Origin of the sequence: Streptomyces sp. NPDC057939 (genome assembly GCF_042887545.1) — a bacterium.
In the GTDB taxonomy this organism is placed as follows: domain Bacteria; phylum Actinomycetota; class Actinomycetes; order Streptomycetales; family Streptomycetaceae; genus Streptomyces.
Window position 1 is genome coordinate 1 of the sequence record NZ_JBHVPG010000105.1, and the last position, 10,940, is coordinate 10,940.

The following is a 10,940-nucleotide window of genomic DNA, read 5'->3' on the forward strand; positions in this document are numbered from 1 at the left end:
CGATGCCCCCGCCTCCAGCACACGTGGAGGCGGGGGCATCGTCACGCCGACGCTCCGCTGCCTGTCGACACCTCGGCTTCGGCCTGCCGTGCGCGCGTACGCCGTTGCCTGGCCTGTCCAGGGCCGACCAGTCCGGCTCGTCCCCTGGGTCCTTCGTCGCCACCTTGGTCACCTGCAGTCCAGCAGCCGGCCCCGGGTGTGCTGACTCGTATCGCACGTCAGGCGCTCAGCCGTAGTGCGGCCCCGCGCGATTGGCGACCCCTGGTCCGGAGACGACGGGAACCGGTTCGAACCCAAGAGGGCACCGCATGCGTCGCGTCGTCGACGACCTCGCCGCCCATACCCACCAGCTCGGTGAGCTGATGCTCGAAGTCGCCCCCGCCTACATGGCCGACACCGCCGCGGCTGATGCCCTGGCGGCGCTGTGCGAGCCGATCGGCGAGAACCTCCATCCGGCCTCGCGGCCCACCGCTACGCGATGTCCGGAGACCGCCGCGCCCTGTACGGCACCGTCCTGTGCCCCATGCCCCTGTGAGTCACCCACCCTGTTTTCCCTGGTGGGCGAGGGGGCCGTGAGGTATGAGGCGAGGCATGCAGCAGCAGGGTCCTCGTGCTGCCCCTGGTGGGGGTTGTCCAGGGCAGCAGCAGCGGTGCCGTCGGGTGCAGCATGGTGGTGCAGGAGGTTGATGGTGGGAGTGCAGCGAGGCGGTGTCGCGGGTGCAGCGCAGCAATTGCATGGGCCAGACGGGGCTGCTGCTCGGGTAACAGGCTGGCCTCAGCCGGTGTGGCACGTTTGGCTTCTGCTCGCTGCTCGCTGCTCGCTGCTCGCTGCTTCGGCTGTGCTGCTCCGTGCCGGGGCTTGCTGAGCCAGGGGCCGGGTAGCAAGACCAGGGAAGTGTCTCGACGGCTCCATAACATGGCAGATTTGCGATGTTATGCAGAGATCCATGCATGGCTGCTGCATACAACGCCCGCGATCCGGGGACCGCCGTGAGGCCGCTTTGTTGTTCTGCTGCTCCAGAACAAGGTGGTTCACCTGGTGCTACCGACTGTCCGGCGCTGCTGGCCTGGCCAGCACGATGGAGAGCCTCGCGTTTGTTGTGCTCTCGCAGAACAAGCCGGTTTGCGGCTTTGCTCTCCGAGATCTACATGACGGGGGAGCGGACGGTGTCGTTCTTCAGTAATGGGTGGAGCTGGTAGAGGCTGTATTCCCGCCTGAGCGTGACGACCCTCTCCGCGCCGCCTGCAGCGTCGTCGTAGGGCCACCTGTCGCCGCCGGGACACCATGCGCAGGGCGTTTCGGAATTCGGCATGGCCGCCTACCAGGCCAGGGGTTCGCCCTCTCGGAAGAAGCCGCCAGTGGGGCCGGAATCGGGAAGGGTGGCAGCCCAGACGACACCGGCGGCTCCCTGATCAACGGATCCGCCTTCCGGGCCACCCATGTCTGTGGCGATCCAACCCGGACAAACGGCGTTGACCAGGATTCGCTCGCCCAGCAGTTCGTCAGCGAGCTTGCGAGTGAGGGCGTTGAGGGCCGCCTTGGAGATCCCATAGGCGGGGGTTCCGCCGGACATGCGCTCCAGGGATCCGGACTCGCTGGAAACGTTCACCAGACGGGGGTGGGCCGAGCGGCGCAGCAGAGGCAGGAACGCCTGCGCCGTTTGCCAGGCGCCGAAGAGGTTGGTTTCCAGGGTGCGCCGGACTTCGTCGAGGTCGGCGAAGACAGCTCGCTGGGCGGTGTCGTAGTTGATGGCGGCGTTGTTGATGAGGACATCGAGGCGTCCGAACTCCGCGTCCACCTTGTGGGCGAGGGCGCGGACACTGTCGGTGTCGGTCACGTCCAGTTGGTGCGGCAGCAGCGTGCCAGAAACTTCTGGGGCGAGGCCGGCGACAGTGTGTTCGGCATCCTCCGGACGGCGGGCGCACAGCAAGACGGTGTGCCCGAGTTCGGCGAGCTGACGCGCGGTCTCGCGGCCGATGCCCCGGTTGGCGCCCGTGACCAGCGATACCGGTGAGGCGGTGCCCAATGTCTCTCCTCAAGTAGACGATCTTGACCCGGACAGCACGCTATGGGGTCGCCCCACGCATAGGGATCAGGCCCGCGGCGCAGACAGGCCGCGACCTTGGGCGTAGTCCTGACGGTCCATCGCGGCCTACGACCATCGGCTTCCTCCCGCACCCTGAGTTCTGCCGTTCGACGACGGACGCGTCGCCCCGCCGCGTAGCCAACAGCCGCATCAGAGCAATCTCCCAGAGCTCGCCGGGCTCTGGGCTCCCGTCCTGCCTGCCAGGAACTCGGCCGCCGGGCTGCCGCCTCGGTGAGCCCGGCCTGAACCCGATGCCTTGGTCATGCCCGGGTCAGGGCTTTCGCCAGTTCGTTCGCGGGTCATGCTCGAGCGGCCGGGGAGGGGGCGGCGGTCGCCTTCTTGTAGAGGTCGGTTTTGGACGTCCGGGACATTTGGTTGGTGAAGGTGGCTGCCAGGGCGAGCGGGCCTGCAGCATGGCCCGCTCGCCGGCGGCACCGTGATACTCCAGCAAGATCACCGCAACCGCGCCAACAGGCCGTGTTCAAGCTGCCATTGGTGTGGGTGTGCACGACCCATCTGCGGCCCTTGGCAATGTCGGGCTGGGGTATCGGCCCCCGCAGACACGTGGCTGTACCTCGACGCGGGGCAAGGCTTTCGGAGCTCAGTGCCAACTGTCCAGGATGGCTGTTGCGTGTCCGATGATTTCCAGCAGGAGGAGGGTGGGCACGAGCCAGTTGGTGATGGCTTGGGCGGTGGTGTGTGTCTGTGTGGGTTCGGCGGGCAGGTCTGGGTCGTAGGCGGGTTTATCCATGATGTTGACCTTTCGGGCCGGGGGAGCCGTGATGGTGGCGGCGGGGCCGGCGGCTGACAGTGGCTGTTGCTGTCAGCCGCTGGTGATGGTGAGCCGGGTGTGGGGGTGCACGATGTGCGGGGTCAGGACCGGTGCGGGGCCCGGTGTCCACAACTGATTCGGGGCGGGTTCAGGTGCAGGCTGCGTTGTTGGGCTTGGCTGTGTCAGGACAGGAGTGGCGGCTTCTGGGTTGGTGGCGAGGACGAGGGCAAGGAACAGGCCGATGGAGCGGTCGCTGAGGGCTCGTGCGGCTTCGAGCAGGCGGTGGCGGGCGGCTGCGGGCAGGGAGAGGGCCACGGAGCAGACCTGGCCGGCGAGCGGCAGCGAGAGCGCTACGCACACCTCCATGTCGCTGTACTCGAAGACGTCGAAGTAGGTGCTCTGTGGGCCGTGGCGGTCGATGCTGTTGATCAGTTCGACGGCGTCGGTGATGGTGCGGCGGGTCAGGGGTTTGGGCTGGTGGCGGGAGAGCAGATCGGCTCTCCCGGCGGGCGGCAGCTGGGACAACAGGCTTTTGCCGACCGCGCTGGCGTGAGGCGTTTCCTTGAAATCGACGGTCATGGTGACCTGCGGAGCGTCCGGGCCCCAGGCGAGGTGGGGGATGACGATCTCTCCGTCGGTGTAGGTGGAGAGGTAGATCGCCGCGCCGGTGTCGTCGCGGAGCTGGTCCAGGACGAGTTGCATGACTGAGTTGCCGCGGGCGATCTCGGCCAGCAGCGGCCCGGGACCGTGTGTGTGGTTGTCCAGCGGGCGGGTGAGGCTATTGGTGTCCAGCCAGGCCAGCAGTCCGGCGGCGCCCTGTGGGGTGAGTCCGGCGGTTCGGGCCACGGTCTGCAGATCGACGCAGCCGGATTCACGGACGAGTTGGAGGACGTCCAGGATCCGCAGTGAGTCCTCCCACTCCGTCGGGGCATGCCCGTCGTGCTGGCCGGGCGCTGGCCGCCGTGCGGGCGGCGGCGTCCACAGCCGCCTGGAGGCAAGCCCCATCGGCGCCGTCCTTCCTCCCGGAGGGACTGAAGGAGCGCCTGCCACCGGGTCCAGCACTTCTTCGCGCGGCTGCTCGTCGGCCGTCGAGTCGCTGGTTGTCGGTGCGGTCGAGATTTGCTGAGTGATCCCTTGGGGGGCCGGGCTCGTGGCAGGGGTCGGAGTGGCAAGGGCCATGAGTGCCTTCGCCAGGCGTGTGGTCGGGAGCCAGATGTTGCCGAGATCGTCGTGTTCGTGAACTTCGGCGTACTTGGCGGTCCGTCGCAGACTGTGGCGCAAGGAAGCGGTCAGCTCTGGCTGCTCCGTCCATCCCGGACCGCTCGGCGTTCCGTGCGGGCGGGGCTCGAGTGCGGCCTTCAGCCGGTCGCGCCACATGGCCTCGTCGCGGGGTTCGACCCGTCGTTTGTGGTCCAACATCAACAGGTATGCGGCCTCGGGCTCGCCTGCGCCGGCGGCGAATTCCCACCAGAACCCTGCACCTTCCTCCCCGGCGAGGTGGAGCAGGCATCCGAAGGCCACGGCGCCAGCGGTGGACAGGCCGCAGTCATCGACGAGGAGCGCGATGTCCCGGCTGGCCTGCGGGTGCAGGACGACGCCGGCACACAGCGCTTCGAGTTCCAGGCCCGCCTTGTCACTGGCTGCCATCTCGGGCAGGTCGCCCACCGGGCAGGGGTAGCCGGCCGATGCCATCAGTCGGGCGTAGGCGGCCGGTGCGTCGTACCAGTTCCCGGCGTCGGTCCCGCTCCCGGAAGCAGGGTGAGCCTGACTCATCACTGCTGCCCCCGCTCATTCAGCGCCTCAAGCTCCCGCCTGAGGCGGGCACGGGCCCGTTTGAGATTCATCTGTGCCGATTCCTCCTTGATCCCCATCAGCTCGGCGACCTCCCGCAGCGGCACGTTGAGCCGCTCAAGCTCCAGCGCCTCCTGCAACCGCTGAGGGAACTTTTGGATCACTCCTTCCAGAGCCATCAGGTCCACGACTTCCGTGCCCGGATCTCCACCGGGACAGCCCTTGCCCATGGCCAGCAGTTGCTCGTCGTCGACAGGGATGATCCGGTGTCCGGCCCGCTGCAGGTCGGCGATCCGGCTCTTGAGTACCCGCCACGCGTACGCGCCAGGGTTCTCCGTCTCCGACAGCCGGGGCCAGTGCTTCACCATGTACTCGAAAGCACTGTGGACCGCGTCCTCGGCGTCGCAGCGGTTGAGGAGCTTGCCCCGTGCGAACAGGAAGAACTTCTGGGAGTGCCGGCGGTGGAGCCGCTGGAACGCCGCCTCCTGCTCCGGGGTCCAGTGCGCGGGGGCTTCCGGGAACAGGGGCAGCTCGTCGAGTGCGGATGCCTCGCCAGGGGCCCCGCCGTTTCGGGCGGCGGGAACAGGCTGGGGTAGCAGTCGGCCCCAGACGTCGCGCGTCATGCCGGCCGGGTCACCGTGCTCCGCGGTGCCCACCTCGCTCACCTGTCCACCTCGCCCATGGCACGGCGCGGTCCTGCGGAGGCTCGGGCCGCTATGCCGCGTAGAGCTGATTGACCGCTCCGGTCCGAATCGGCGGATGGCACGGGTGGCCGCTCTGCGTCCACCAGCGGCGCAGCGTTCAGCTGCACGTGTCCTCCTAGGAAGATCAAGCACCGTGTCGTTCCTCTTCCGGTACTGGAGGCGGGTGCCTCCAGGAAGGACAGCGTGCGCACCGCCCTGCTGCGGTACACGCGATTGGAAAGTTTTTCGGGTGAACGAAATGCAGTGCAGACGCAACCAGAACGGACCGATTCGGGTGCTGGAAATGACATAGCCGCAGTCCCAGCAGCCTCTGCCATCGGGTGGGGCCGAGTCGGGTTGTCGAGGCCGCCCGCACGGAGCCAGCCGAACCCAGGGAGCCTGGTGCTGCTCAATCAGAAGAGGCGGTCACCTGGCGCGTTGGGTGATCTATCCCTCCTGGGCGGGGACGCGGGTTGGTTTCGTCCGGAGTGGTCCCGGGCCCACTCGCCCGGCGATACCGTGGTCTGACACACCCGTTCGGCCCATGGAGTCCGTAATGAGCGAACAGCCGGCCCCCGCCGATGCCGCAGCCCGGCAGCTGCTGGCGCCTGCCGCCGCCGACGCGGTGCGCGCGTACGCGGCCAGGACCCGCGCCCAGGCCGACCAGTTCGCCGCGGTCCTGGAGGACGTCGCGGCCAACGGTCTGCCCGACCCGGAGCAGTGCACGCCCTGGGAGGAACTACGCGAGTCTCACCTCCACCGACTTGCCACCCAGCGTCCGGCCGTAGCCTGATGCCCGGACGCAGTGGCCGCCGCGCCCGCATCACCTTCTCCGACGCCGCGGCCAAGCAACTCGAGAACATCACCAGCGAGGCTGAGGTCCACGCCCTGGACCGCGCATTGGTCGTCATCTCCGTCGACCCGGACATCGGCGATCCGATCCCCAATGCCACCATCGGTCCCCGACTGCTCCAGTACACCGACGAAGTCGAATCCGTCCGAGTCCTGTACTTCGTCACCGCACTGCGCACCGTCGTGGTCGTGGCCTACATCGAGGTCTGATCCACGAAGCAGCCGGAGCCCGTCCCCCGACCACCCGGCCGCCCCTTACCAGGCGCTCAGCAGTGTCGATGGTGTTTCTTGCCTGGGACAGCGCTTCGGCCGAGACCTGCCGTGGACACCATGACGGGCTCGGCGGGCTCTCGTTCCTCTACCCATCCTCGTGACCTGGCAGCAACATCCACACCGAACGCGGGCTGAGTGTTGTTTGGAACGGTCAGGGAGTTACGCCCGCCGGGGCGGCCTGACGGCCCCACACTGGACCGGGTGGATCTTGAACCTCCGCGTGGACGAGCGCCATGCCGCCGGGGATGAAGTTCGATCGCTGGCTTGAGTCGCTCAAAGAACCAGCAGGTCAGAGGTATGTATTGACCAGAACAGTGACTGAAGCGACTGAACTTCAGGTATGTGACGAGATTCCTGTGTGCGCGTGTGCTTCAGATCTAGGGGGCTTCAGTCGCAGAGAGCCTCAGCGCGAGGTCTTGACCCGCAGGCTCTTCTCGAACGGCTGCCTCCGAACCCCGTACGACGCGCCACGCCCCTGCTCCCATCGACGCGCCGACCCACGAGTCTGGCCGGACCGGGAAGCTAGTCCCAGGTTTCCGGTCCGCCGCCGCGCCATTCGACCAGCGGGGACGCGGTGATCTGTTCCGGCTCCCAGTCGAGGCCGGCCCGTCGCAGGAACTCCCGGAGGTCCCGCATCGAGTGGGCGAGGCCGAGGATGGTTGAGCCGGCGTGCACGCGCCGGCCGCCGACGGGGTCGGGTGGGTGGATCACGATCACTGGGGACATGCGGTCTCGAGTCATCGGTTGCTCCAGCAGCCCGAGGGCGGTGTCCGGTCGGCAGTGCGGGCAGGCCTGGACGCCTTCGGCGAGCGCCCGCCGTGCGGCCTCCCGGTCGACGGGCTTGCAGCGGGACCGGGTGTCCCAGCAGCCGCCCGTGTGCACGCGCACGGCAGGCCGCCCGGTCCCGATCCCGTGCTCGACCAGCCACTCCGGCGGCGAAGCCGCAGCCGACGTTGGGCCTCGTCGGCCTCGCGCTGCTCCTCAGCGGTGATCCAGTCCCGGGTTCGTTGCAGTCCTTCGCCTGCACTTTTTCAAGGAAGTGGAGGAGTTCCAGCCGCGACGAACTATTATCGGACACATGTTCGATAATAGCGCCATGTAGACGCCCTCGTTCCGGTTGTCTCCGCCAGGGTGCGCTCGGTCAATGCGCGTACGGCCGTGCCCACCGAGATGGCTTCCGACCACGGAGCGAGGCTTGGCCCGAGGGCGTCGAGCGTGAGGGTGGTGACGAGGGTGGTGCTGCGGCCGCCTGTGGAACCGATGCCGGCACAGACAGCCGAGGCCATCCCGCCAGCGCGTCCGCTCGTTTCGCCGGTGGCCTACGAGCAGAGATTCAACGGGCACCGCACCCTCCTCTTTACCCGGGAGGCCGGGCGGCCAGGTCCTGGCGCCCGCAGCGGTTCACTGATTCAGGAGCGATTCCCCGACCTGGTCGCCGCCGCCGAACAGCCTTCGCGGAGTCCTTCAGCCAACGCTCACCGCAGTCCAGCCCTGCGGTCGATGGGCCGCGCAGCAGCCAGGGCCCGCATCCAGCCCCTTTTCACGGCTGCTGACCCGGCGGGCAGACTGCGCACATGCAGCTCCCCGCCGAAGCCGTTGCCGCCACCGTGCTGATCGAGGTTGTACGGATCTCCGCCCTCCCGACCATGCGGGACGTCCCGTATCCCGGCACTGTGGTCGCTCACTGGGCCGGGAGCGAAGCAGCAGTCGCCCTGACCTTGATCGAGAGCCTGCCCGGCAGCGAACAGCACCGCTGCGGCTTCTCGCCTGGTTGGAGCGTTCGGGCGTACGACGACTCTCTTGACCTGGCGCTGTTCGAGGCGGCGTTCTGCTTCACCTGCCATGAGGTCCGCATGCATGGAACGGCCGTGCCACCCGTTCTGGCCAAGCAGTTCTTCGACCCGGGCGCCCTGCAGGCCCAGACCCTGCTGTCGCTCTTCCGCACGGCGGCTCCGTAGCCGACCGACCGGATGAGCATCACGCCTCCTGGTGACAGGAAGGCCGCCGATTGAGCGTCTGTGACAAGTAGCCCGCCTCTTAGGTGACAACCATGCCGGTTCGGCCCAGCACTTCCACTGGCCCAGTCGGCTCCGCCGGTGACAGCTGTCGTGCTTCGGCTCACGACGCCGAGGCGGGGTGGTTGGCTGGTCGCCGGCGGGGCGGGCGAGTGGTCCCGTCCGTTCCGCCGGCTCCGTCCTCGACGAGGCGGTCCCCGTCAGCATCACCTACGGGGTTCTGGAGCTGGCCATTCCGCTCGTCGTCGTGTTGGGATACCAGTTGTGCGGGGGCGTCACCGCCGCCGTCCACGCGGCGGAGGCCGGTGAGAGCCTCGCCGGCCACATGCGGTACATGTTCGACCAGATCCGGCCGGTGATCGACCGGGGCCTGCGGGGAGCGGCGCGCGTGGACGCGACCATCGCGGCGAACGGGCGGCCGGTTCGCTCCCGCGTTGCCGCGGAGCCCACCCTCGCGGGGAGAGTCACCTCGGGTGAACTGGCCTTGATCGGGGTCCGCTACGAACGCCACAGCCGGACGGTCCACCAGACCCACCGACCCACTGCCCGACTGGGGAACGGAACTGGGACATTGGGCCGGTGATCCTCACCGACTCCGCGATTCGCTTCCGCTTCGGACTGACCCCGCTGGAGGAGGTCGAGCCGTGGGGTGCCGGGCGCGTACTGCACTGGTTCGGGCTGACCGCCGGCTGGTACTGCATCGACGTCGGCGGTCACGAGGTGCTGCGCTACTCCGAGCGCACGGTCCGGGAACTCCGCAACGACGGCGACGGCGACCTCGACGACAGAGCGCACCCGTACGTCGACCACTACGTCGTCCGCCTGTGGGAGGACGTGATCGCGCTCGTTTCGGGGGCTATGGAACCGGTGCCCCACGACCTGGTGGAGGTCGCGGCCGACATGGCGCCACGCTGGACGTGGATCGACACCCCGGAGGCCGACGCCGCGCTGACCTGGCACGGTGAGGGCTACCTGTACACCGACTACCTGCGCGTCGCCCCGACCATCCGCCTCTGGCGCACCGTGGTCGGTGACGAGGACACCGTGACCGTCGCTTGGCTCCTGGGAACACCTCCCGCAGGAATTCGGCTTCGGCTCGGGTATGACGTGCTGGCGCCGCCTGGCTGTGCGGACCGAGGCTGGCGTGTGGCCCCGGCTGCACGAGGTCCTCCTTGCGAAACTGCGCGGTGCGAACGCCCTGGACTTCTCCCGGGCGGCGGTCGACGGCTCCCACATTCGGGCGTTAAAGGGGGATCCAAGACAGGGCGAAGCCCTGTCGACCGGGGCAGAGCGGGCAGCAAGCACCACTTGATTACCGATGACACCGGCATCCCGCTCGCGGTCACGCTGACCGGCGGCAACCGCAACGACGTCACTCAGCTGATCCCGCTCCTCCAAGCCGTGCCGCCGGTGCGGGGCAAGCGCGGCTGGCCTCGGCGCCGACCGGACGCGGTGCTGGGTGACCGCGGCTACGACCACGACAAGTACCGCCGCTTCGTCCGGAGCCTCGGTGTGAAACCGGTGATCGCCCGCCAAGGCACAGAGCATGGCTCCGGCCTCGGCACTCAACGCTGGTTCGTCGAGCGGGCCTTCGCCCACCTGCAGGTTCCGCCGCTTGCGGATCCGATGGGAGGTCCGCGACGGCATCCACGAGGCATTCCTCAGACTTGCGTGCGCATTGATCTGCTGTAGACGGTTCAGATCATCGCGTGGGCAGCCCTAGAAGGGGGGGCCAGGAGGAACCGGGGGGAGGCGTGGGGTTAACACGATTCCCGCCTCGCATCTCCACCGGCCAGCGCCGGTCAATGACGGCTGCCGACTCCTTGCAGGCGTCACAGGCATCGCTCCGATCCGGTACCCACCGGTACAGAGAGACCGAGAGGCTCTCGTGTTCTATGCCGCACAGGGTCGCGCCGGAATCTGCGTAGGCATAGGCCGTGTCGTAGGCATGGGCTACGTCCTCAGGAAGATTCGGTGACTCTGCCTGCTCCCAGCGCCCGTGGTACTGCGGCCGTGAAACCTCACGGGGGTCGTGTCCCAGCTCGGTCCACGCGTAGCACCAGGAGCAGAACCACCGCTCCTTCACCCGCAAGTCCCACGCCATTCGCGGCTCCGGCACTGGTGCCTGCCGCATCTTGTGTCCACACACATCACACGTCACAGCCGGATCCTGTCATGGCAACTCCCCACCTACCGCCGACGGCAGGGTCCTCGACCGAACCGCATTCCGTTAGGAGTTCTTAGAACTCCTAACAAAATCAAGGGATCGGGCAGGCGCTTGTGTACCGTTCGGAGTGGGTTCGACCCATCGCAGCAGGACTGAAGGGAGGGCGTATGACACCCGCGGATGAGATCAGCAAGGCTGTGGAATTTGTACAGGGAGGTGACCCGCGTGTCTCGCCGGAGCTCCGTAGCCCGTTGGCCGCGATGCTTGGGCAGGCGGCGGACGCGCTGAGGGGTGTGGACG

9 protein-coding genes and 2 pseudogenes are annotated in these 10,940 nt (G+C 68.0%); 6 read left to right on the forward strand and 5 right to left on the reverse strand.

The features are described 5' to 3' along the window. Positions 1-1,319: 1,319 nt before the first annotated feature. The 4 genes from ACFVS6_RS42490 to ACFVS6_RS42505 all read right to left on the reverse strand — a co-directional run bounded on the left by ACFVS6_RS42490 (position 1,320) and on the right by ACFVS6_RS42505 (position 5,315). Positions 1,320-2,027, reverse strand: coding sequence for an SDR family oxidoreductase (locus tag ACFVS6_RS42490; protein WP_389711906.1), 708 nt, complete (start codon positions 2,025-2,027; stop codon positions 1,320-1,322). Positions 2,028-2,688: 661 nt separating this feature from the next. Then, positions 2,689-2,838 (reverse strand): hypothetical protein, encoded by a 150-nt coding sequence (locus tag ACFVS6_RS42495; RefSeq protein WP_389711907.1) that lies wholly within the window; start codon positions 2,836-2,838, stop codon positions 2,689-2,691. 72 nt (positions 2,839-2,910) lie between these two features. After that, positions 2,911-4,632: an IclR family transcriptional regulator C-terminal domain-containing protein gene (locus tag ACFVS6_RS42500; protein ID WP_389711908.1), complete on the reverse strand. Its 1,722-nt coding sequence runs from the start codon at positions 4,630-4,632 to the stop codon at positions 2,911-2,913. Further along, entirely contained in the window at positions 4,632-5,315 is a 684-nt protein-coding gene (locus ACFVS6_RS42505; RefSeq protein WP_389711910.1) for an RNA polymerase sigma factor, read from the reverse strand. Before ACFVS6_RS42505 ends, ACFVS6_RS42500 begins: the two co-directional genes overlap by 1 nt. 574 nt (positions 5,316-5,889) lie before the next feature. Between ACFVS6_RS42505 and ACFVS6_RS42510 the strand changes: the two genes are divergently transcribed. After that, the gene (locus ACFVS6_RS42510; RefSeq protein WP_389711911.1) at positions 5,890-6,126 is read left to right on the forward strand and encodes a hypothetical protein; all 237 of its coding nucleotides are present in this window, start codon (positions 5,890-5,892) and stop codon (positions 6,124-6,126) included. Continuing rightward, positions 6,126-6,395, forward strand: a complete 270-nt coding sequence (locus ACFVS6_RS42515; RefSeq protein ID WP_389711912.1) for a hypothetical protein — start codon at positions 6,126-6,128, stop codon at positions 6,393-6,395. The genes ACFVS6_RS42510 and ACFVS6_RS42515 overlap by 1 nt, the downstream gene beginning before the upstream one ends. Before the next feature lie 585 nt (positions 6,396-6,980). Here ACFVS6_RS42515 and ACFVS6_RS42520 read toward each other — a convergent pair. Further along, positions 6,981-7,346, reverse strand: a complete 366-nt coding sequence (locus ACFVS6_RS42520; RefSeq protein ID WP_389711913.1) for a DUF6233 domain-containing protein — start codon at positions 7,344-7,346, stop codon at positions 6,981-6,983. A 686-nt stretch (positions 7,347-8,032) separates the two neighbouring features. Between ACFVS6_RS42520 and ACFVS6_RS42525 the strand changes: the two genes are divergently transcribed. The 4 genes and pseudogenes from ACFVS6_RS42525 to ACFVS6_RS42540 form a co-directional block, all read left to right on the forward strand. Continuing rightward, complete coding sequence (locus tag ACFVS6_RS42525) at positions 8,033-8,416, forward strand: hypothetical protein (protein ID WP_389711914.1); 384 nt, start codon at positions 8,033-8,035, stop codon at positions 8,414-8,416. Positions 8,417-8,594: 178 nt separating this feature from the next. Next, entirely contained in the window at positions 8,595-9,056 is a 462-nt protein-coding gene (locus ACFVS6_RS42530) for a carbonic anhydrase (RefSeq protein ID WP_389711915.1), read from the forward strand. After that, positions 9,053-9,520 (forward strand): annotated as a pseudogene (locus ACFVS6_RS42535) (DUF5984 family protein); the annotation flags it as partial. The gene ACFVS6_RS42530 and the pseudogene ACFVS6_RS42535, both read left to right, overlap by 4 nt. Positions 9,521-9,533: 13 nt before the next feature. Then, a pseudogene (locus ACFVS6_RS42540) lies at positions 9,534-10,196 on the forward strand (IS5 family transposase); the annotation flags it as partial. Between the last annotated feature and the right edge of the window lie 744 nt (positions 10,197-10,940).

What these genes read in the sequence shown, in the direction of transcription:
- ACFVS6_RS42495 (WP_389711907.1), bottom strand. Translation starts at nt 2,838, where the DNA reads ATGGATAAACCCGCCTACGACCCAGACCTGCCCGCCGAACCCACACAG.
- ACFVS6_RS42500 (WP_389711908.1), bottom strand. Translation starts at nt 4,632, where the DNA reads ATGAGTCAGGCTCACCCTGCTTCCGGGAGCGGGACCGACGCCGGGAAC.
- ACFVS6_RS42510 (WP_389711911.1), top strand. Translation starts at nt 5,890, where the DNA reads ATGAGCGAACAGCCGGCCCCCGCCGATGCCGCAGCCCGGCAGCTGCTG.
- ACFVS6_RS42515 (WP_389711912.1), top strand. Translation starts at nt 6,126, where the DNA reads ATGCCCGGACGCAGTGGCCGCCGCGCCCGCATCACCTTCTCCGACGCC.
- ACFVS6_RS42525 (WP_389711914.1), top strand. Translation starts at nt 8,033, where the DNA reads ATGCAGCTCCCCGCCGAAGCCGTTGCCGCCACCGTGCTGATCGAGGTT.